The organism is Streptomyces ficellus (assembly GCF_030406405.1).
In the GTDB taxonomy this organism is placed as follows: domain Bacteria; phylum Actinomycetota; class Actinomycetes; order Streptomycetales; family Streptomycetaceae; genus Streptomyces; species Streptomyces ficellus_B.
The window spans coordinates 16,986-37,845 of the sequence record NZ_JAUEPL010000025.1 but is presented as its reverse complement, the minus strand read 5'-3'; the positions used below and the strand labels follow the sequence as shown (position 1 = coordinate 37,845).

The following is a 20,860-nucleotide window of genomic DNA, read 5'->3' as shown; positions in this document are numbered from 1 at the left end:
CAGCGGAAGGCCGTCAGATGAAAGGCTCGACAGCCCAGGCCCTCGCCGTCTGCTCACCGGCGCCCGGCAGGCTCGATGTGTTCCTCGGTACGGACGACGGAAACGTGTGGCACAAGACGTTCGATGACAAATGGAGCGCATGGCACCCACTCGGCCGCCCCTGGCCGTCCCCCCGCGCGCCGGCCCACTCGGGCTGGCTGACGGCGACGTCCTCCGGCCCCCGGCGCATCGAGTTGCTCGCCCTCACCGCCGGCGGCGAACTGCGGCACAGACGCCTCGCGGACGGGCGGTGGACCGACTGGATGCCACGGGGAGTCCTCCCCATCCGATCGTCGGCGCACAGCTGTACGGTCGCCGCGCCCGCCCCGGAGGACCTGCACCTCTTCTTCGCCGACGGCGGCGCCCACGGCGAGCCGGGCGCCGAGGTCGTGCACTGGCGGCTCGACGGCGGGAAGGCCTCCCGCCACCCCGCCCCCCGGGCCTTCGGCCGGCCCCGGGCCGTGGACGTCATGCCCGGCTGCTTCGACCTCGTCGTCTGCGACGTACGCCGAAGACGCTTCCTCCGCCGGCGCTACGAAGGGGGCTGGTCCCAGCGGTGGGACCGCCTGGAGGACCTCCCCGCAGACGCCTCACCGTCCCGCTGCTTCGCCGCCACGCGCCGCGACCTCTTCACCGCGGGCGGTACGGGCCTGTGGCACCGCACCTGGGACGACACGTCGCACTGGGAGAACCTCGGCGGGGACCTGACGACGGACGAAGGCGTTTCCACCCAACTGGCCGCGGTCTCTTCGGCCCCGGAGCAGACGCACGTATGCGCCCTCTGGGCGAACGCGGCCCTGATGCACCGCCGGTTCGACGGGGCATACGCCACATGGTCGCAGTGGGAGCTGATCGACATCTGGGCCGACACCCAGGGCTACCGCGCCCTGCGCCCCGACGACCTCGTCGCGCTCACCGTCAGGGGCGTGGGACTCACCGAACGCGTCCGGCCCGATGGGGTGGTCGAACTCGTGGCCCAGCAGCCCGGGGCCCGGCTGATCGTGGAGCTCCCGCCCCAGCACATCGCCGAAACCGTGCTGACAGCCGGGTCGTCCAGCCAGGCCAGGATGGCGGGCCCGTCGTCTCTGCGGTTCGCCGTAGGGCAGGAACCCGTGACGCTGACCGTCGACGGGGTGCTGGCAGCCATGGAACGGCTGCCCCTGGTCGCCACACCCGATACCTCGGGCACGGGACAGACACACGGGCTCGAACTGCCCTGGCGCCTACTGCTCGCCCTGCCGGCGGGTTCCCGCTGCACCCACCGCGCGCTGCCCGCCGTGAGCGGCGACGGCACCACCGAACTGTGGCACAGCCGGGTCACGGGCCCCGGCGGCGACGGGCAGCTCGGCGTACAGCCGTACAAGGCCCTGCCCGGCGAGCCCGCCCTGGACACACCACTGAAGTCGTGGACGGCGACGATAGCCGCCCTGGGCCTCCAGTATCCGACATGCCCGGTCGCGGTCGACCGCCTCATCCTGAGCGCGTACGGCGCCTGGTTCTCCGCCTCGGCCGGCTGGCCCACGCTCGACTGGACCCACGAGGCCGCCATGGGGCGCGACTACCACGTCCGGGTCCTCAAACGCGGCGCGCTGTTCCCGTTCGGACACCGCGCCTCCTACGTGGAGATGACCGAGCGCAGGTTCGAGACCGACACCCCCGCTCTGGCCGCCCTGCGCACGAAGCGCATGCTGATCGTCACCGAACCGGCCCGCGACTACGGCGTCGGCGGCAACGCACACGAGCGGGCGTTCCCCTTCCAGCACGTCACCGTCGATCCTCGGCAGGTCACGGACCTGGACGAAGCGCAATGGCTGGCGAACGGTGCCTTCTGGCCCACCCAGGGCGGGGCGGCCGTGCAGTTCACCCTGCGCGGACAGGCCGGCCACGACGTGGTCGACCTGCGGCTGCCGCTGCTGTTCGCCGACGAAGCGGCGACCACGCCCGCTGCCGCGGCCGGCCTCGACGCGGAGTACGCCGGCGGTCCGCGCAGCGGCGGCCTGCGTGACGTGGGCCGCCCGACCGCCGACATCGGCCGCCGCGTCCCCCTCGCCATGCGGACCGCGACGCAGCCCCTCGAAGGCGCGGTGCAGGAAGTGCAGTCGATGACGTTCGGGGGAGTGCGCGCCGGGCCCCTGCCCAACGGAGTGGGTTTCCATCCGACGGTGACCAGGCTCGAACTGGCGCTGCCGGCCGTACGCCAGCTCCTCGGGCCCACTCCCGCCGTGCCGGCCTCCTTCTCGCGGGCGTTCCTCCACGCGGCGGCCGGCGCCGAGCCACCGCACGTGCTGCTGGATCTGCTGGAGAAGAAAGTCCTCGACTTCGGCCCGGCCGGGGCCCGCACGGGGATGCTGGCCGCCCCCACCATGACGGTGAGCCGGCTCTCCCGCACGAAGGGGCTGCTCGTCGGGGACCGGATTCCGACCGACCCCCGCGAGGTGTTCCCCGCCGACGCCAAGCTGTTCGGCGTCGTCCCCCTCCGCGACATCATCTCCACCATCACCTCACAGCCGCAGATCACCTGGACCGAACTGGCCGGTGTGCCGTCGGCGGCGCTCACCTGGACGGAGCGGCTGTCGAGGACGGTCGGGCCGTTCGAACCCGGCGGGGCGTCATCGGTGCACCTCCACGCGGTGACGCGGATGGTCGGTGGACAGCCCGTCCTGCGCACCACCGGGGAGATCAAGGACTTCACCCTGGCGGTCCCCTCGCGAGGCGCCGCGCTCGTCATCCTCACCTTCCGCACGGTGCGCTTCACCGCGAACTCCGGGGAGCGCCCCGGACTCACCTTCGACCTGGCGGACGCGCAGCTCACCGGAGAGCTCAACTTCGTCAGGACCCTGGCCGAAGGCATCCGCCGGGCCGGCCGTGGCGGACCGCGCATCGACGTCTCGGCGGTCCGCGTCAGGGCCACGTACTCGATCGCCGTACCCACGATCCCGATGGGGGTCTTCACCCTCCAGAACCTCGGTGTCGACCTCGCCCTGACGCTGTCGCTCGAGAACCGGCCCATCCTGATCGACTTCGCCTTCGGCACGCGGGAGCGGCCGTTCCTCGTGACCGTCTCCGGCTTCGGCGGCGGCGGCTACCTGGAGCTCGGTGTGAGCGCCGGAGGCGCCGACGGCGGCCTGCAACGGGTCGTGGGCGGCATCGAGTTCGGAGCCAGTGTCGCCATGGACTTCGGCATCGCGGCCGGAGAAGTGCACGTCTTCGGCGGCGTGGTGTTCGTCAAACTGGGCGGCACCATCGAGATCACCGGCTACCTGCGGATCGGCGGCAGCGTGTCGGTGCTGGGACTCGTCCGCGTCTCCGTCGAGCTGACCATCAGCCTCACCTACAACGTCGAGGCGAACGAGATGCGAGGATCGGCCAAGCTCGTCATCACGGTGGACCTCACCTTCTGGTCCACGTCGGTCACCCTCGAATGCCACAAGAGCTTCAAGGGCCCCGACCTCTCCCTGGCCCCCTCTCCGGCCCTCTCGCCGACCGCGGCGCCAGGCCCCCGGTCCTCCTCGGTCGAAGCGGCCCTCGGGCCACAAGGCCAGTCCTATCCATGGCAGACCTACTGCCGTGCGTTCGCAGGGGAGTGAAGATGTCCACCCAGATGCGACGGCAGTTCCTCTGGACGGCCATCCCCGCCGGCCGGGCGGTCCCCCTCACCGAGGGGACCGAGCACATGGCCCTGCTGTCGGTCCTGCTCACGCCGCGGCTCATCGGGCCCGAGGACAGTGCGCTCACCGTGGCCCGCTTCGGCATGCAGAGCTGGCCGCAACGACTGGCCGCCCTCCGCTTCGACGTCTTCCGGGGAGAACAGCTCGTGCCGGCCCGCCGCGTCCCGCACACCACCGCCGCGGGACAGGAGATCACCTTCTCCGTGGCCGAGCAGCTCGCCGCCTGGCAGGGCCTCTTCCCCGGTAACACTCCCGTACGCCCGTACCACCCCGCGTCCTACGACGGACGGACGGTCAGAGAGTTCCCCGCCACGGAGGCGGCCGCCGACGTGCGCCGCGTCTACACGGACACGGCCCGCGCCCACCTCGCACACGACGGTGAGACACCCGAGGACAGCCCCGCGCTGCGCACCGCACTGCGCCAGGTGCGCGAAGGCTGGCAGAGCGGACTGTGGCCGCCGTCCGACGGGCCGGCGAGCACATCGAGCACCTCGGCCAGAGGCTCGGCACTCGCGCGGGCCTACGCCTTCTACCGGCGGGACCCCTCCGAATGCACACCGCTGACGCCGCAGTCGGAAGCGATCGACGCTCGCGAGTTCCACGGGATCGTCGCCCGCCTCGCCGACCATCCCGTCCTGCTGCGCGTCCTGGGGCTGGTGGTCGACCTCGCCGTCCCCGCCGCCCAGCTCACCCAGGGGGACCTCAAGGAACTGCGCGTCGTCCCGCGCCGGCCCGACCCCGACACCAGCCCCCCGGCCGGCTGGGGCAATGCCGCACAGCAGGACCTGTCCCCGAAGACGGCCTACCACCTGGAAGGGCGGCGCTTCGTCCCGGCGTCCTTCCCCAGGCCCGGGGCGACCGAGTTCAAGCGGGGACTGCTGCCCCTGAAGGACGCAGGCGTGGCGCCGTCGGCCAACGCCCGGTACGAAGTGATGCCCTTCGACGTGGACGGAGCGGCCCTGCGGATGGTGGGCGCCGCGGCGTCCGACCGCGACCGCCCGCCGGCCCGTGACGCGCCGGCCGCGGCCCAGGCCCTGCCCGCCCTGCGCTCCATGGGCTTCGCCCTCATCGAGCGGGACCGCGAGCAGGAGCACCACAAACAACTGCAACGAGCCAAGCAGCGCGCCACGCAGGACGGGCTCCTCGGCTCACCCCTGTCGGCGGACTCGCTCCTGGGCGGCTACCGCGTGGACATCCAGGACGCCGAAACGGGACGGTGGTATTCGCTGTGCCGCAGAAGGGTGCGCTACACCATCGGCGGGGTGGCCATGGGCCAGGACGTCTCCGGTGGCGCACGCGGCTTCCTGGAGGAGGGGTACGTCCGGCCCGGCGCGGCCACCACGGGCGCCGGCGCCGAGGACACGCTGTACGTCCACCAGGCCGTGGCGCGGTGGGACGGCTGGAGCCTGGTGGCGCAGCGGCCCGAGCGGACCGTCGACACCGGCGACGAGGTGCCCCAGGTGGCCGCCCCGCCGTTCGAGGCAGTGGTCGAGTGCGAACCGGGCTCCCTGCCCCGACTCCGCTTCGGCAACGAGTACCGGCTGCGCGTCAGGATCGCCGACCTCGCCGGGGGAGGCCTGCGCGGGGACGAGACGGGCCCCGCCGAAGAACAGACGAAGGTCTTCACGCACCACCGCTACGAACCGCTGCCGCCACCGGAACTCCTACCGACGCGCGTCCTCTCCGACGGCGAGACCCAGGACCTCATGGTCATCCGCAGCGACCGGGGGACGTCGGTGGGCGCCTATGCCGCTGCCCACGGGTACCGGCCCTTCGACCTGCGCCACCTCATCGCCCCCGCCTGCGCGCTGGAAGTCGCCATGCAGCATGAGGGCCGGTTCGACGGCGCTCTGGGCGCCGGCGTCCCGGCCGCCGAGGTGAACAGGCTCTTCGAGATCGCCAAGCGCGCCGACCGCGACGTACGGGACATCCCCGGTGTGACCATCCTGGGGGACGGAGCCGCGCCCAGCGCCTCCGCCGGTTACGCCGTACTGCCCGAGGGCGGCGTGACGGTGCCATGGCTGGCCGACCCGGGCGGCACGCACATCGCCCTCAACGCGCGGCCCCGGCCGATCGACCCGGACACCGGCGACCACGGCACCGTCACGGGCCTGCCGAAGATCGCGGTCTGGCGCGGTGAGTGGCCCGGCCTCCACTCCATCGCCCTGCGCCTGGAGGCCGCTGCCAACGGCTGTACGGTGACCAGATCGGCCGATCACCGCACCCTGACGGTCGCCCTCGGACCCGCCGAGCAAGTGACGTTCGACATCCCGTCGTGCCCGAAGACCCGGAACGTCCAACTGTTCGGCATCGCCGGCTGGCTGGGCGTCGACGTCACCGACCCCGCGACGTTCCAGCACATCGTCCAAGGACACAACCGCCTGATCACACCGCCTCGGACCGTCACCCTGGTCCACGCCGTGCAGCGGCCGCTGCGCGACCCCGGCGGGCGGCTGACCGCCCAGCGCAACGCGGGGGACACCGGCGCGGTACTCCGCACCGAGGGGCTGCTGATCGACGTACCCAGCACCGGGCGCATCGACGTCCGTGCCGAGTGGACGGATCACGAGGACGTCCGGCCCGGCCCGCCCGGGGAGCGCGAGAAGAAGGCGGCCGTGGGCTCCTACGACGTCCGTCACGTGCCGCTGTTCCAGGCGCTGGGGACCATTCGTCAGGAATTCGGCGACACGCGCCGCCGCCACGTCTCGTACACCGTGACGGGCGTTTCGCGCTTCCAGGACTGCTTCCCCCGCGCCACGGCCGCGGACCCCGGCGCCTGCCTGGCCACGGGGGTTCTGCAGACCACGGATGTGCCCAGCTCGGCCAGGCCACCCGCCCCCGAACTCCTGTACACCGTGCCCACGTTCCGCTGGAGCCGGACGGTGGACGGCCAGCGGTCGACCACTCGCCGGCGCCACGGTGGCGGACTGCGGGTCTTCCTCGAGCGACCCTGGTACGTCTCCGGGGACGAGGAGGCCCTCGCCCTGCTCACCTGGCCCGCCCCGTCGGCGCCCGCCGACACACTTCGCCACCTCAGCGTCGCCGGCCGCGACCCGATCTGGAGCACCGGTTCCCCGCCCGGCGTGCTGACCCAGGACCACGTCAACGCGCCCCTCGGCGACCGGGCCGACCTGCCGGAACTGCAGCGCACACTTGGTGTCAGCGCCTTCCCCGTCCGATTCGACGAGGAGGCGGACCGCTGGTACGCCGACCTCGACCTGTCGCCGGTCGTCAGCGGTTCGTACTTCCCCTTCGTACGCCTGGCCCTGGCCCGCTACCAGCCCCACACCGTCCCCGGGGTGGCGAACCTGTCACCCGCGGTCCAAACGGAACCGATCCAACTACCGCCCCACCGCCAACTCGTCGTCACCCGCACCACGGGGCGCGCGACGGTGGCCGTGGACGGGCTCGGGCCGTCCGGCCCGAAGACCAACGTCATCCGGACGGAACTCCAGGTCCGGGATGCTCCGGAGGGCAACCCCGACGCGGCCGCGGGCTGGACCACCATCTTCCGTACCGCGTCCGTGCTCGGCCAGGTCCGCGACGTGGACATCCCGCACAGCGGCGAGCGCCCCCTGCGCCTCGTCGTCCAGGAATTCGAAACGCACCCTCCCGCGACGAGCGAGTCGGGTACCGCGATCGACGGTACGGGACGGCTCGTCTACGCCGACATCGTTCCTCTCGGGCAGTGGTGACGCGGCCGTCGCCGCTGTCATCCGGTGCACAACGAGGTGAAGACATGGCTCCCGTATTCCAGATGTTCCCCGAAGCCGGCCCTCTGCAGTTGGCCTCCCGAACGACGAGCGGCCTCCTGCCCTTCATCGTGCCTTCCGACGCGGCGACCATGTTCCTGCGCCTGGTGGCGGTCGGCCCCGGCTGCGAATCCCTCGGCGGAGCGGCCCCCACCATCGAACTGCGGGCGGGGACGGGCGTGATGGCCCCGGTGCCGAACGGGCCGGTTCCGGCCTCCATCACCGACGAGAGCGGCGCCGAGGTCGGCATGGCATCGTTGACACGTGAAGCCCATGACATCTTCATGGTGACGCTGGAGATCAGTAAGAAGAACACCCGCCTGTGGCGCGTCCGCATCACCAACAACGACCCGGAGGAGCTGGGCTTCGTGTGGGTGACGGCAGAGGACGCCGAGGACACCCGTCAGCCGCGCATGCAGTGGTCGGGTTCCTTCCAGCGCAGCGCACTGCCGGGTGAGCCGATCGACAACATCGTGGCCCGGGTGTCCAACGTCGGCACGGGGGTGCTCACCTTCCACGACCTTCCCGGCACCGATCTGGGCGGGGGATTCACCCTGCTCAAAGTGCCGTCCGACATCGCGCCGAACGCCTGCGGAACCCTTGAGATCAAGGTGGACCCCATCCCACCGAGCCAGCCGTACCAAGGACCGCAGGAGTTCGGCAGCGAGTACGAACTGAGGTGCAACGACCGCAACAAGAAAAACGCGACACTGCGCCTCGTGCGCTCCCAAAAGTTCGGGAAGGAGAAAGAGAAGGAGAAGGAGTTCAAGGAGAAGGAAGGAAAGGAGCAGAAGGACAAGGAAGGGAAGGACAACTTCGAGGACGAGCTCATGAAGGCCGGTGACGCCTTCCCGTTGGGGACCGGCCCGGCGCGTGAGGACGCGGGCAGCATCGCCCGGCGACTGGCGGACCTGGAGCAGGCCGTGGACCGGCTCGCCCACTTCATCGGTCCGGAGCTTCGCCCCGACACGTCGATGAGTCCGCTTGCCAACGAGGGCCGAGTCCAACGGGGCTGGGGCGGTACGCGCCCGGCCGGGGATGCCAAGGGCATGAGCGAACGCGGCAAACCGCAGAGTGAGCGGTAGTGCCTCGATGTGGCTCGTACTGTGCGATCCGGCCGACGACGCCGCGCTGTGGGCCGGCGCCGGGCTCCGTGAACGAGGACTCGCCCCGCTCGACGTCATCGCGCCCCGCACCCTGGTCAGCTCGGCGCGGTCCGTCCACCGCCTTGACAGCGGAAGGGCGTGTTTCGAGATCGCTCTGCCCAACGAGCGCGTCCTGCGCAGCGATGACATCGACGGCGTGCTCAACCGCCTGGTCCACGTACCCCTTGAGGATCTGGCCCTCGCCTCGCAGGCCGACCTGTCGTACGCCGCCAGGGAACTGAGCGCGCTCGTGCTCAGCTGGCTGGAGTGCGTCGCCCCGGTCATGGTCAACCGGCCCGACCCCCGCGGCACGGCGGGTGCCTGGCGCACCGCGGCCGAATGGACCGTGCTCGCCGCCACGGCCGGCCTGCCCGTGGGGCCCCTGCCGCTGACGTCCCGCCGGACCTCCGAGCCGGCCACACCGCCGACCACATCGGCCGTGGTGGTCGGGGAACACGTCTTCTGCGACGAACCGGTCCGTCACCTCGCCCCGGCGTGCGGCACCCTCGCCCGCTTGGCCGGCACCGATCTCCTCGGCGTCGACCTGGGTGCCGACGACCGACACCCCCGCTTCGCCGGCGCGACACCACTTCCCGACCTGCGCAGGGGCGGCAGTCCGCTCATCGACCGCCTGTACCGCCATCTCCTGCACCTGCCCGCGAGGCGGACATGATCGTCATCTGCGGCATCGCGAGCGAGGAGCCGATCGCCCTGGTCACCCACGAGCTCGAACGGCTCGGCTTCCCCTACCTCATGCTGCACCAGCGGGATTTCCTGGACACCTCGCTCGACCTTGAGGTCGTCGGCACCGGGATTCAGGGGCGGCTGGTCCACCACGGCCGGGCCGTCGACTGCCGGAGCGTGACAGCGATCTACAGCCGCCTCATGGAGTGGCGTCTCCTCCCGGAGCTTCAGCACGCGGGTGACGGCGAGCGGCAGCTCTGTCAGTCATGGCACGAGGCCCTCACGAGCTGGATCGAGATCGCGCCGGGGTGCGTGATGAACCGCGCCGCCGCCATGGCCTCCAACCAGTCCAAGCCGTACCAGGCCCAACTCATCCGCCGCGCCGGATTCACGATCCCCGAGACGCTGGTCACCAATGACCCCGACCTCGTCCGCGAGTTCAGAGCCCGGCACCAACGCGTCATCTACAAATCGATCAGCGCCGTACGCTCGATCGTCCGCTTCCTCGACGACGAGGCCCTCGAACGGCTGCCCCTGATACGCGGGTGCCCCGTCCAGTTCCAGCGTTACGTTCCCGGCGTCAACGTACGCGTACACGTGGTGGACGGAACGCCCATCGCCACGCGCGTCCGGACCGACAGGGTGGACTACCGCTACGCCCACCGGGACGGCGGGCGGGCGGAGCTGACCCCCTGGCGCCTCCCGCCCGAGCTCGCGGACCGCTGCGCGGCCCTGGCCGCCCGACTCGGCCTCACGCTCGCCGGCATCGATCTGCTCCTCGGCGACGACGGCGAGGTCTACTGCTTCGAGGTCAACCCGAGCCCGGCCTTCAGCTACTACGAGGCCCACACCGGCCAGCCGATCGCCCACGCGATCGCACGTGCCCTCGGACGAGGCGCTTCCACGCCGGTGTGACAGCCGACGCGCGACAGCGACTCCGCCCCGTTTCCGCCAAGAGCACCGTCGCGGTCGACAAGCCGCCACCGTGCCACGGTTGCGGGTCTCGACGCGGCTGGTGGCGTCCTGCACACTGACCGGCACGGTGGAGCACCGTGGAGCAGGGGCATCGCAGGTCGGAAGGCAACGGGAGCGCCGGTGGAACACCATGCATCCAAGGCCGGTGCGCCCAGGGCCGGTGCCCCCAAGGCCGGTCCGGTGACCCGCCGCCGCGGCTCGGAGTCCGGCACCGGGCCCGTGCTGGGCCGCGCGCTGCAGATTCTCGGCGCGTTCAGCGCGGACCGCCCGGAGATGACGCTGAGCGAACTGTCGCGGCGCTCCGGGCTGCCCGTGTCGACCGTGCACCGGATGCTGGGCGAGCTCTTGGCCTGGGGAGCGCTGGAGCGGGGCGACGACGGCAGTTACCGCGTCGGTCTGCGGCTGTGGGAGCTGGGTTCCCTCGCGCCGCGCGGGCAGGGCCTGCGGGAGCGGGCGTTGCCGTTCCTGGAGGACCTGTCCCAGATCACCCGGGAGAACGTTCAGCTCGCGGTGCGCGAGGGCAGCGAGGTCGTGTTCGTCGAGCGCATCGCCGCCTCCGGGGCGGTCCCCGTGCTGACCCGGGTCGGCGGACGCTTCGCGCTGACGGCCACCGGCGTCGGGCTCGCCCTGCTCGCCCATGCCCCCGCCGAGGTGCAGGACCAGGTGCTCGCCGGCCCCTTCGCGCGCTACACCCCGCGCACGGTCGGCGATCCGCGCGAGCTGCGGCGCATGCTGGCCGAGGCGCGGACCAACGGGTACGCGGTCAGCGACCGCCAGGTCACGATGGACGCGCTGTCGGTCGCCGCGCCGGTGCACGGCGGCGACGGTGCGGTGATCGCCGCGGTGTCGCTGGTGGTACGCCATGGCAGCGCCTCGCCACACGCGCTGGCGCGGCTGGTCTGTACGAGCGCTCGGGCGATCTCCCGCGCCATGGTTCCGCGGCCGGCCCACACGTAACCCTGCCGGCCTCAGCCTGGACGCGGCTCCTGCCAGGGCGTGTACGCAAGGGCGAGCCTCTCCGCGTACCCGCCCTGTCGCGTACATGTTTCCCGGCATCCGGAAAGCCCCCTGGTGAGCCGGTCCGGCCGGCCGCACGATGGTCCGCACTTGGTCGACGCCCGCACCCCCTGCCCGCACCCGCTGCCCCCGCAGCCCCTGTTCCGCCGAGGGCGTCGGCGAACGCCACGCAGTCGACAACGGAGTGCTGCCATGGTTCTGCCGTCCTCTTCCCCGTCGCCGGGACCGGTGACCGGCCCCTCTCTGCGCGCCGCCCTCGACGCGGGGCCGATGAGCCGCTTCCAGTGGGGCGCGATCGCGGTGTGGTCGTGCTCAACGTGCTCGACGGCTTCGACGTCCTCGTCATGGCCTTCACCGGCAAAGTCTGCGTCTCGCGCGCCGCCTGCCCGCGTCTGGTCCTGGACCTGTGATGACCGATTTCGGTGCGGTCCGCTCGCTGATGGGGGCGTTGTCTGGATAGAGGGACGGCGAGCGCGGGAAGTCGGGGTCCAGCAGCAACAAGCCCGGAGAGGAGCGCGGCGCCGACGCCCCCCGTGAACAGGCGCCGAGCGGTGGCTATGCTCAGATACCCCCGCTGTCAGAGGAGCCATGAGCGAGCCCGCACTGAACCTGCCCCAACTACTCGTCCAGGCCAAGCGCTGGTTCGATGAGGCCTTGCTCGCCAGCATGCAGGCCGCCGGCGAGCGACCGGTGACCGCCGCCCAGGGCGCCGTCTTCGCCACCCTCGACGAGGAGGGCACCTCGATCTCCGAGCTCGCCCGCAGGATCGGCGTCACCCGTCAGACCGCCCACCAGGCCGTGCACAGCTTGGTCGGTATGGGGCTGCTGGAGCAGGTGCCCGACCCCGCCTCGGCCCGCAGCAGCCTGGTCCGGGCAACCGCCGAGGGCGCCCGCGTCCATCAGCGCGCCCTGGCCACGATCGCCGTCATCGAAGGCGTCCTCGCCGATCGCATCGGCACCCCCGCCACCACGGCGCTGCGCGAGGCGCTGAGCGCACCCTGGGGCGAGCCGCCCCTCGTCGAAGCGCCCTGAGGGGTGCCGCGCGGGCCGGCGGTGACGTGCCTCCGAGGCACGCCGACAGCCCTGGCTCTGCAGGACGTCCTTGACGAACGCCGGCCGCGACGTCCGGGACGCCCGGCCGGCCCACCAGCTCAGGGGGCGGCTACCTGCTGGAGCAGACGCCCCGCTGATTGCCCAGGTGCGGACGGCCGGCGGACTGGAGCCAGTGGAGGCCGCACTGTGCCACTGGCGCGCCCGGCTGTCCGCCCGCGACCGGGCGATGCTGACCGGGGTCACCGAGCTGGCGGCGTACCTCCGCGAACGCGAACGCGGATGAGAGTCGGTCGCCCGCTGCGGCGCGGCATGGGCCGCGTGCCCTGCCCTACGTGCCTGCCGGCCGACGACCGAAGCCGCCGGGCGCGGTCAGCGTGGCGCCCAGCGGCTTCGGTCGTACCGCCCGGTGGCGTCCGTCGTGCGACGCACGCACCAGGCATCGGAGGATCTTCAGGTGCGTCGTCGGGCCCACAAGGGGGTGACGAAAGCGATGAGGACGGCCGCGATGCCGATCTGGAAGACGTGGCGGATCCAGTCGATACCGCCGGTGTCGCGCACGCCGAAGGCGGTGGCGAGTGCGTTGCCGCCGATGGCGCCGACGATGCCGAGGAGGACCGTCAGCCACAGGGGAATGGGCTGACGTCCAGGAAGGACCAGCTTGGCCAGCAGGCCGATGATCAGCCCCGCGATGATGGCCCAGAGAAACGACACAACAACTCCTTCCGCTCAATGCCCCAACGTTCGGGTGCGTTCCGCGTGCCCGCCGCAGGCCGCCGTAAGCCTCGTCCGCCACACAGATCTTCGCGCGGTCACCGGCCACAACACCGTGCTGTGGCCGTCCGCGGGTGGTTGTGAGGTGGGACTCCGCAGACGGTCGGGTCTACGTGTCACGCCTCAACGGCCCACCTCAGGCAGCGGCTTGCCTTATGGCCGGAGGCCCGGCCCCCAGCCCGGGTCACTGTCGTCGGCGTCGAGGCGGCGGCGGGTGGGGTGAGTGCCGTACCAGTCCAGGCACAGGACGGTCGCGTCGTCCTCAAGGCGACCTCGGCAGGCGTCGCGCACGGCGGTGACCAGGATCTCGACGGCCTCGCGCGGGTGGAGCTGTCTTGTCTCGCGGATGAGCGCGGGCAGGTCCACACCGGCCGCGGCGCGTTCCTGCATGCCGTCGGTGAGCATCAACAGCCGGTCACCGGGGAGCAGGTGCAGCTCGTGGACGCGGTACGCGGTGCGGGAGACCACGCCGAAGGGCAAGTTGGCGAAGACCGGCAGTTCCTCCACGGTGCCGCCGCGCAGGAGCAGCGGCTTGGGGTGACCGGCGTTGACCAGTTGGGCGCTGCCCTCGTCAAGGCGGATGCGCAGCAGCTGGCCGGTGGCCATGCCGCGGTTGTGGTCGAGGAGTGCCTGGTGCGCCCGGCGGGCCTGCTCCGCGATGTCGCATCCGACGCGCCGGGCACCGCGCAGCGCGCCGAGCAGCAGGGTGGCCAGCAGGGCGGATTCGGTGTCGTGGCCCATGGCGTCGGTGATGGACAGGTGCAAGGTGTCCCGGTCCACGGCGTAGTCGTATGTGTCACCGCCGATGTCGTCGGCCGGTACCAGGCCACCCGCGAGGGAGAACTGCGCGGCCTCGCAGCACGCGGCGGACGGCAGCAGCTGGTGCTGGATCTCGGCGGCCAGACTGGTGGGCGTGGTACGCCGTCCCCAGTGGTAGAGGTCGGTGAATCGCCGGTCGGTGACGATGATGTACGCCAGCGCATGTGCCGCCTCGCCCACCTGACGCAGCACGCTCTCGTCGGCGTACGGCAGGGTCAGCTCCAGCACGCCGACGCGGTCACCGCGGTTGGTGACCGGGGAGATGGCCCGGTGGCCGCCCTCCCCGTCCGGCTCGACGTGGAGGCGCTGGGACCGCAGGACCTTCTCGTACAGACTTCCCCGCAGGCCGATACGCGGCGCTCGGTGTCCGCCCACCGCCCCGTCGGCGGTCGTGAGCCGTACGAGCTCCTCGCCGATCAGGTCGACGAAGAGGAACGACACGCAGTCCGCTCCGAACCGCTTCTGCAGATTCCGCGCTACGACATCGACGGACTCCACCGGCAAGGCGTCCTCCGCCTCCGCCAGGACATCTCCCAACCCCAGTACGTCGCCGTTCACAACAACCTCCCTCGGTTGCCGCTTCTTGTTACCCGTCCTCCGCCCACTCTCACTTCGCGGCCTCACGGTGGGGGGTTGTTCCCCTCGAACGACTGAAGAGCCCATCGGCGTTGGTCACACGAATGCCTCGGCACTCGCCCGTACGCGGTGACGCGACACGGCCCTGTGCCGGACACACGGCGGCGGACCATCCGCGGGGTTTACAAGACACGCGTCAGGCTCATCCCGCCCCGGCCGGGCTCGCGAGGCCCCCGGCCAGGGTCGCGAGGTCCCGGCCGGGCTCGCGAGGTCCCGGCCGGGGCGCGAGGTCAGTCGGCGGACTCCGTGCGCGCGGTGAGCAGCCCCTTCTCCGCGATCGCGGCCAGGGACAGCGTCCGGTATCCCATCGATTCGAACAGGACGGTGATCCGGTCGCCCTCCTCGCTCATCACCGTGCCGTCGCCCCATTCGCTGTGTCGCACCTGCGTGCCCGCCGGGTACGAGGCGGCTGCGGGATGTTCCGGCCGGGTGTCCGCCGTGCCCCCCACTCCCTCGGCGACCGTGCCGTCGGCCGAGGTGGAGGCGGGTGAGCAGCACACATCACAAGTGCCGCACGGGCCTTCGTACGGCTCCCCGAAGTAGCCGAGGAGGAAACGGCGGCGGCATCCCGTCGTCTCGGCGTACGCCAGCACCATCTCCAGCCTCGACCGATCCTGCCTCCGTCGTGCTTCCGCCGCCTCCGCCGCCCGCTCGGCGGCGTCCTCGGCCATCACGCCGGGAACCGGACGCACCTCCCCGTCGTCGTCGGTGCGCACAGCCCCCGCCTGCTCCAGGAGATTGGCGGCGGCCGTCACACGGCGGTGTGACAGGTTGGTCCGCTCGCTGACGTCATCCAGCGCGACGGCGCCGTTGCGTCCATGGATCTGCTCCGCGACCTCGCCGAGTGTCTCCTCGTCGGGCGCGCGGGCGGCGAAGAGACGCTGGAGGCCACTGTCCTCCGGCCGGTAGTGGAGGACCGCGACCGCGGGATCACCGTCGCGGCCCGCGCGGCCGATCTCCTGGTAGTAGGCGTCGAGGGAACCGGGCACGGAAGCGTGGAGCACGAACCGTACGTCCTCCTTGTCGATGCCCATGCCGAAGGCGGAGGTGGCGACGACTACGTCGGCCTCGCCGGACAGGAAGGCGTCGTGCACCCGGGAGCGCTCACCGGCGGCCAGTCCGGCGTGGTAGGCCGCGGCCGACAGGCCCAGCTCGGCGAGCTCGGCCGCGTACTCCTCGGCGTCCTTGCGTGTCGCGGTGTACACGATTCCGGGCTTGGGCTCCGCCGCGGCGCGCTCCACCACCGCCCGGCGCTTGTCCGCGTCCTCCAGAAAACGGCGAACCTCCAAGGTGATGTTCGGCCGGTCGAAACCCGCCACGACCAGTTCGGGGTCCTCCATGCTCAGTCGCTGCACGATTTCCTCGCGTACGGGAGGAGCCGCCGTGGCCGTCAGCGCGAGGACCGTGGGCCTGCCCATCCGCTGGACCGCCTGGGCCAGGCGCAGGTAGTCAGGGCGGAAGTCGTGGCCCCAAGCGGCCACGCACTGTGCTTCGTCGACGACGAAGAGCGAGGGCGCGGCCCGGGCGAGGCGCTCGACCACCTCGTCCTTCGTCAACTGCTCGGGGGAGAGGAACAGGTACTCGGCGTCCCCGTGCCGCACCGCCTCCCAGGCGGCCTCCGTCTCTCCGGCCGACTGGGCGGAGTTGACGGCGACGGCGTCCGGAGCGCTATGGCTCAGCAGGCCGGCGATCTGGTCCCGTTGCAGGGCGATGAGCGGGGAGACGACGACGGTGGGTCCGGGCAGCAACAGCCCCGCCACCTGGTACACCGCCGACTTCCCCGCGCCGGTCGGCATGACCGCCAACGTGTCGCGGCCCGCCATGACCGCTTCCATCGCGGTCAGCTGCCCCGACCGCAGTTCCCGCCAGCCGAACACCTCGGCGGCGGTGCGCGCCAAGCGGTCCGGCATGCTGGGGTCTCTCTCTTCCGGCATGGTGCCTCTTTTCCTCATCCGCCCGGCAGCCCCGCACACCGGTCACGTACACCCTTGCTCGGATGTGCTCCGCTCATGAGGACCGACTACCCCGTTTCCTCGGCCGTCTCCACGCAGAGCCTCCGGGGCACCTAAGGGCGATGCCCGGTCTCCCCGCCGACCACCACGCTCGACGAACGCGGCCTCCATGGCCGACTCGCCCAGGAGTGCGAGAAGGCCCTCCTGCCCCCTCCTGTCCTCCAGGCGCCGCGCCCTGTTCACAAACGACGGTGTCGCGCCAATCTCGGCGCCTGCCGCAGCTCCCGGCCGAGACGGGGCGACGTGGGACGTCCCAGGCGCTGACCTGCTGGGACGCGCCATCCCACGGCCTCATGCGGGGCCGGCGGGACGTGTCCGGATCCCTCATCGGCTCACCGATCGCGGAGCCGCGCGGGCGGAAGTCGTTGTATGCATGGAACAGACCAACAGGGGGAGTTGACCATGTCCAGATGGAAGGAACTGCCTGCCGCGCTCGACGACAGTGATCGTCAGCTGCTCATCCAGTTACGGCGTCTCAAGGACCGCAGCGGCCTGAGCCTTGCCGGGCTCGCGAGCAAGACGGGCTACAGCCGCTCGTCGTGGGAGCGGTACCTGAACGGAAAGCAGCCCGTGCCCCGGGAGGCGGTCGAAGAGCTGGCCCGGGTATGCGGCACGGACGCGACCCGGCTCGTCGTGCTGCACCAAGTCGCCACCCGGACGCGGAAAGCCGGCGAGCCGGGGGAGCAGGGGGAGCCGGCACCGTCTGCGCCGTCCACCTCTCCGGGACCGCGCCGGCCCCGTCCGGCGCGCACCTTGCCCATGCGACGCACGCTGGCCGCGGCAGCCGCCGCCGTGGCGGTGTCCTTCGGCGCCGGACTGATCACAGCTGGCGCCTGGGACGACGACATTCCCGTGACGACAGCCGGCACCCAGGCCGCCACCACCGGCTATCTGCGCGGTCAGACCTACCGATGCGACATCCACCGCGAGAACGGGGAACTGCGAGCCGGCCACAGCGAGACACGCGAGATGCTGCTCGACATCAACAGCACCGGCTTCGATGTGGTGGAAGCACAGTGCCTGCTCCGCGAACACGGCTTCGACCCCAAGGCCTCCGACGGGCTCTACGACGAGCGGACCAAAGCGGCCACCAAGGCGTTCCAGGCCAAGCGCGGCCTGGTCGTGGACGGAATCATCGGCCCGGACACCTGGGGGGAGCTGCGTCGATGATCACCAGCGCCGCGTGCCGGGAACTGGTGACCGAGCTGCGCCAGGCCCGGGAACAGGCCGGCTTGAGCATGGCCGCGCTGGCTGCCCGTACCCCGTACAGCAAGTCGTCGTGGGAGCGGTACCTCAACGGAAAGAAACCCATACCGCGCCCGGCCGTCGAGGCTCTCTGCCTGATCACGGGGGGACCCGCCGAGCGTCTGCTCGCGCTGTGGGAGCTCGCGGACGCCGCCTGGAGCGGCCGGGGACAGCACCTGGGCGCCGCTGTCCCACCGGCCGCGGTCACCGCTCCGGGCGGGGGGCCCGCTTCGCGTCGGGGACGGTGGGCGGCGTCCGCCGGCGCTGCCGTGGCGCTGGTCCTGACCGTGCTCGGCGTATCGATCGCCGGGGCGCGGCAGGACCCACCGATGGCCGCTGCGGAGCCCTTGGTACGCAATCCCGGATGCACCGCAGAGGCTTGCGAGGGCCGGAATCCGGTCGACATGGGCTGCGGCGGCAGCGGGATGGTCCGGACGCTCACCAGACGCATCGCCTCCGGCGGTCAGCGCCTGGAACTGCGGCACGCCGAAGTCTGTCGCGCCCTGTGGGTGCGGGCCACCGGCCTCAGGACGGGTGACCGTGTCGACATGCTCTTCGCCGATGGGCGGTCCCAGCACGTGATGGCCAAGACCGGCCCCGAGGCCGGGAAGTATCTGTCGACCCCGATGTCCTCCGACACCGGCAGGGCGAGAGTCCGCATGTGCCTGAAGGGGATGTCGAGCGGTCGGGAGGAGTGCTTCCCCGGCTGAGACCTCCGCCGAGTGCGCGCTGCCGGCTGGTGTCACTGATCGGCATCAGCCGGGCCCATGCCGCTCTGTCTCCAGCGGGCCGGCCGAAGAGACCGGACTTTGGGGGCGGGCAGCTCCTCCCCGTCTCCCCATGTCCCATCCCACGCCCTGTCCCAGCAGGTCAGGGCGTGGGACATCCCGTGTGCTCCCACACCGGCGGCCGACTGTGGCCCCCCGTGGAGGGGGCCGGGCATCGTGGCACCACGTCAGGACCACGGCCCGGGAAGCAGGGCCCAAGGGGGCACGCCGGACCGTGGCCGGGGAGGAACACAGCGATGATCACGCGCACGAAGCTCGCGGCGCTCGCGCTCACCGCCGGGGCCGTCACCGTTACGGGCGGCGCCACAGCGCCCGCGTCCGTAGCCCTGAGCGCGCCGGCGGCCCACTCCGTCGTCCAGCCGGCCGGTGCCGCCGCGCCGCAGGGGAGCGCGGCGGCTCAGTCCTGCCTGGGCACCGCGAAGAACTACACCAGCGCCCCGGGCGGCAGCGGCCGCAACGCGCACTGGCCCGGCACGGGCAAGTACGCCTACGCCAGCAAGAACTGCGCCGACATCAACCTGAAGGTCAACCACACCCGCAAGGTCACGGTGTGCTTCAAGAAGACCGGCAAGTGCAACGGCTGGAAGACGGCCAAGAAGGGACAGTGGAAGGTGGTCGCCAGCGGAGTGAGGGACGGCGCCGGCTTCTACATCCAGTTCCAGGGCGCTAACCGGAGCACCGGCAAGATCGCCTACTGAGGCGCTGAAACGGGGTGAACCATACGGGGCGCCGGCCAAAAGGCCGGCGCCCCGCAGCAAAAGAAGAGGCTGCGCCGCACCTGGCCGGAATGCCAGCCGCTTGGCGCAGCCTCAATTGCGGGATACGAAACTCAGCGGAACTCCGCTGAATTCGCCGACCCTTATGAACTCCGCAGACGCGCGGCAGTCGTCCTAGCGGGACCCGCCGCTGGACTGACCGCCCTTGCGGCCCGCCTCCGAAGCCCGTTCGCGGTCGTTGGCGAAGTTACCGCCGCTCTCGTGGCCGCCCTTCTGGCCCGCCTCCGAGGCACGCTCCGGGTCGTTGGCGAAGTTCCCGCCGCTCTCCTGGCCGCCCTTGCGGCCGGCCTCCGACGCGCGCTGCGGGTCGTTGCGGAAGTTGCCGCCGCTTTCGTGGCCGCCCTTCTGGCCGGCCTCCGCAGCACGCTCCGGGTCGTTGGCGAAGTTTCCAGAGTTGGTGGACGCAGCCATCATTGCCTCCCCTTACTCATGTAGTGGGTCTGTCCTTGCAGGGTCGCGGGTGCCCACCTCTGCGGCGGCTAATCAGGTCCTCCGGAATTTCCCTGCCAACAAGCGGACTTGCCCTGGTGAGCCCTTGATAGGCATAGGCCGCTATTGGTGCGGGTAACCGCCTGGGCCCCCCATTGGCGGGAAAGGGAGAACACCCGTTCTGATGGCTCGCCTTGTGGTGCTGTGCCTTCTGGTCACGGAAAAGCCGAGAGCGCGGCGGATGGTTCAGTCGGTGGTCTCGCCCAGGGGAACTTCGAGTCCGATGCCTTCGGCCGCCACGGCGATGGCGAAGTCGAAGAACGCGGCCTCGTCCCGGACGCTGTCGTGGGTACGGCTGAAGACCTGGAACACCAGGAGCCCGATCAGACTGCTCCACAGCACGATGCCGCGCTCGATGATGTCCGAGAAAGGAGCCTCCGGTACGCCGCCGAAGAGCTCCACGGCCTCCGGCCGGAGCAGCGGCGGACCGGGCACCGCCCGCCGGGGCGGGGTGAGTTCACCGGCCTCCAGGGCCGCACGCACAATGCCGGCCAGCACCGCGGGGGTGCGTGAGGCGGGCGGGACCGTGTCCTGCGGAGCGTGGTAGTCCGGGACGGGTGAGCCGTAGATCAGGGTGAAGTCGGCCGGGTTGTCGAAAGACCACTGCCGCAGCGCGCGAGCAACCGCGAGGAGCCGCGCGCCCGCCGGCGCGTTGGCGTCCCGGGCGTCCCGATCGGCCTGCTCCATCGCGGCGCCGGACTCGTCGTAGGCGTCGATGACCAGTGCGGTCAGCAGGTCGTCCCGATGCGGGAAGACGGCTTCTACGTCCCTGACGGGGAGACCGCTTTCGCGGGCAGCAGCCTCCAGGGACAGCCCTCCGGCGCCCAGTTTCATGAGCAGTTGGCGGGCGCTGGCCTTGATGACCGCCGCGGAGCCGATGTTCTCATTGGCAGAGTTGGTACCGGAAACATCCATGGCCAAACCGTACCTGTCAGTTACAACGGCCATGAGCGCAGTTTCCCGGGCGCTTCCGCCCTACCGATGTGATCCG

General features: G+C 71.4%; 16 protein-coding genes and 1 pseudogene. 12 read left to right on the top strand and 5 right to left on the bottom strand.

The genetic code is table 11. The features are described 5' to 3' along the window. Window positions 1-17: 17 nt before the first annotated feature. The 9 genes and pseudogenes from QWM81_RS17590 to QWM81_RS17550 all read left to right on the top strand — a co-directional run. A complete protein-coding gene (locus QWM81_RS17590) occupies window positions 18-3,626 on the top strand; it encodes a PLL family lectin (RefSeq protein ID WP_290112981.1) in 3,609 nt (1,202 codons plus the stop codon). 2 nt (window positions 3,627-3,628) lie between these two features. Continuing rightward, window positions 3,629-7,402, top strand: a complete 3,774-nt coding sequence (locus QWM81_RS17585; protein ID WP_290112980.1) for a hypothetical protein — start codon at window positions 3,629-3,631, stop codon at window positions 7,400-7,402. Window positions 7,403-7,446: 44 nt separating this feature from the next. Then, window positions 7,447-8,544, top strand: a complete 1,098-nt coding sequence (locus tag QWM81_RS17580) for a hypothetical protein (RefSeq protein WP_290112979.1) — start codon at window positions 7,447-7,449, stop codon at window positions 8,542-8,544. A gap of 7 nt (window positions 8,545-8,551) precedes the next feature. Further along, window positions 8,552-9,277, top strand: a complete 726-nt coding sequence (locus QWM81_RS17575; protein WP_290112978.1) for a hypothetical protein — start codon at window positions 8,552-8,554, stop codon at window positions 9,275-9,277. After that, complete coding sequence (locus QWM81_RS17570) at window positions 9,274-10,203, top strand: ATP-grasp domain-containing protein (protein WP_290112977.1); 930 nt, start codon at window positions 9,274-9,276, stop codon at window positions 10,201-10,203. Before QWM81_RS17575 ends, QWM81_RS17570 begins: the two co-directional genes overlap by 4 nt. 240 nt (window positions 10,204-10,443) lie before the next feature. Next, a complete protein-coding gene (locus QWM81_RS17565) occupies window positions 10,444-11,220 on the top strand; it encodes an IclR family transcriptional regulator (protein ID WP_435372388.1) in 777 nt (258 codons plus the stop codon). A gap of 344 nt (window positions 11,221-11,564) precedes the next feature. Further along, on the top strand, window positions 11,565-11,690 hold the full coding sequence (locus QWM81_RS17560) for a hypothetical protein (RefSeq protein ID WP_290112974.1): 126 nt from the start codon (window positions 11,565-11,567) through the stop codon (window positions 11,688-11,690). Window positions 11,691-11,868: 178 nt separating this feature from the next. Then, window positions 11,869-12,312, top strand: a complete 444-nt coding sequence (locus QWM81_RS17555; protein WP_290112973.1) for a MarR family winged helix-turn-helix transcriptional regulator — start codon at window positions 11,869-11,871, stop codon at window positions 12,310-12,312. Window positions 12,313-12,400: 88 nt separating this feature from the next. Next, a pseudogene (locus QWM81_RS17550) lies at window positions 12,401-12,616 on the top strand (MerR family transcriptional regulator); the annotation flags it as partial. 167 nt (window positions 12,617-12,783) lie between these two features. Here the strand turns inward: QWM81_RS17550 and QWM81_RS17545 are convergent. The 3 genes from QWM81_RS17545 to QWM81_RS17535 form a co-directional block, all read right to left on the bottom strand. Further along, the gene (locus tag QWM81_RS17545) at window positions 12,784-13,044 is read right to left on the bottom strand and encodes a GlsB/YeaQ/YmgE family stress response membrane protein (RefSeq protein ID WP_290112972.1); all 261 of its coding nucleotides are present in this window, start codon (window positions 13,042-13,044) and stop codon (window positions 12,784-12,786) included. A 213-nt stretch (window positions 13,045-13,257) separates the two neighbouring features. After that, window positions 13,258-14,481: a PP2C family protein-serine/threonine phosphatase gene (locus QWM81_RS17540; RefSeq protein ID WP_290112971.1), complete on the bottom strand. Its 1,224-nt coding sequence runs from the start codon at window positions 14,479-14,481 to the stop codon at window positions 13,258-13,260. A gap of 308 nt (window positions 14,482-14,789) precedes the next feature. After that, window positions 14,790-16,493, bottom strand: a complete 1,704-nt coding sequence (locus QWM81_RS17535; RefSeq protein WP_290112970.1) for a RecQ family ATP-dependent DNA helicase — start codon at window positions 16,491-16,493, stop codon at window positions 14,790-14,792. Window positions 16,494-16,973: 480 nt separating this feature from the next. On the opposite strand from QWM81_RS17535, the gene QWM81_RS17530 reads away from it, so the two are divergent. From QWM81_RS17530 to QWM81_RS17520, 3 genes are all read left to right on the top strand, one after another. Further along, entirely contained in the window at window positions 16,974-17,741 is a 768-nt protein-coding gene (locus QWM81_RS17530; RefSeq protein WP_290112969.1) for a helix-turn-helix domain-containing protein, read from the top strand. After that, window positions 17,738-18,526 carry a helix-turn-helix domain-containing protein gene (locus tag QWM81_RS17525; protein ID WP_290112968.1) on the top strand — a complete coding sequence of 263 codons (789 nt, stop codon included), beginning with the start codon at window positions 17,738-17,740 and terminating at the stop codon, window positions 18,524-18,526. The genes QWM81_RS17530 and QWM81_RS17525 overlap by 4 nt, the downstream gene beginning before the upstream one ends. Window positions 18,527-18,840: 314 nt before the next feature. Next, complete coding sequence (locus tag QWM81_RS17520; RefSeq protein ID WP_290112967.1) at window positions 18,841-19,302, top strand: hypothetical protein; 462 nt, start codon at window positions 18,841-18,843, stop codon at window positions 19,300-19,302. A gap of 192 nt (window positions 19,303-19,494) precedes the next feature. Here the strand turns inward: QWM81_RS17520 and QWM81_RS17510 are convergent, their stop codons facing one another. Together QWM81_RS17510 and QWM81_RS17505 are read right to left on the bottom strand one after the other, a co-directional pair. Further along, the gene (locus QWM81_RS17510; RefSeq protein ID WP_353938312.1) at window positions 19,495-19,791 is read right to left on the bottom strand and encodes a con-10 family general stress protein; all 297 of its coding nucleotides are present in this window, start codon (window positions 19,789-19,791) and stop codon (window positions 19,495-19,497) included. Between the two features lie 264 nt (window positions 19,792-20,055). After that, entirely contained in the window at window positions 20,056-20,784 is a 729-nt protein-coding gene (locus QWM81_RS17505; protein ID WP_290112966.1) for a TetR-like C-terminal domain-containing protein, read from the bottom strand. Window positions 20,785-20,860: the final 76 nt, after the last annotated feature.

Bases quoted from the DNA above. Each gene is read 5' to 3' on its own strand.
- QWM81_RS17510 (WP_353938312.1), bottom strand. From the start codon at position 19,791: ATGGCTGCGTCCACCAACTCTGGAAACTTCGCCAACGACCCGGAGCGT.
- QWM81_RS17555 (WP_290112973.1), top strand. From the start codon at position 11,869: ATGAGCGAGCCCGCACTGAACCTGCCCCAACTACTCGTCCAGGCCAAG.
- QWM81_RS17520 (WP_290112967.1), top strand. From the start codon at position 18,841: ATGATCACGCGCACGAAGCTCGCGGCGCTCGCGCTCACCGCCGGGGCC.
- QWM81_RS17505 (WP_290112966.1), bottom strand. From the start codon at position 20,784: ATGGATGTTTCCGGTACCAACTCTGCCAATGAGAACATCGGCTCCGCG.
- QWM81_RS17535 (WP_290112970.1), bottom strand. From the start codon at position 16,493: ATGCCGGAAGAGAGAGACCCCAGCATGCCGGACCGCTTGGCGCGCACC.
- QWM81_RS17590 (WP_290112981.1), top strand. From the start codon at position 18: ATGAAAGGCTCGACAGCCCAGGCCCTCGCCGTCTGCTCACCGGCGCCC.
- QWM81_RS17530 (WP_290112969.1), top strand. From the start codon at position 16,974: ATGTCCAGATGGAAGGAACTGCCTGCCGCGCTCGACGACAGTGATCGT.
- QWM81_RS17585 (WP_290112980.1), top strand. From the start codon at position 3,629: ATGTCCACCCAGATGCGACGGCAGTTCCTCTGGACGGCCATCCCCGCC.
- QWM81_RS17575 (WP_290112978.1), top strand. From the start codon at position 8,552: ATGTGGCTCGTACTGTGCGATCCGGCCGACGACGCCGCGCTGTGGGCC.
- QWM81_RS17570 (WP_290112977.1), top strand. From the start codon at position 9,274: ATGATCGTCATCTGCGGCATCGCGAGCGAGGAGCCGATCGCCCTGGTC.
- QWM81_RS17580 (WP_290112979.1), top strand. From the start codon at position 7,447: ATGGCTCCCGTATTCCAGATGTTCCCCGAAGCCGGCCCTCTGCAGTTG.
- QWM81_RS17525 (WP_290112968.1), top strand. From the start codon at position 17,738: ATGATCACCAGCGCCGCGTGCCGGGAACTGGTGACCGAGCTGCGCCAG.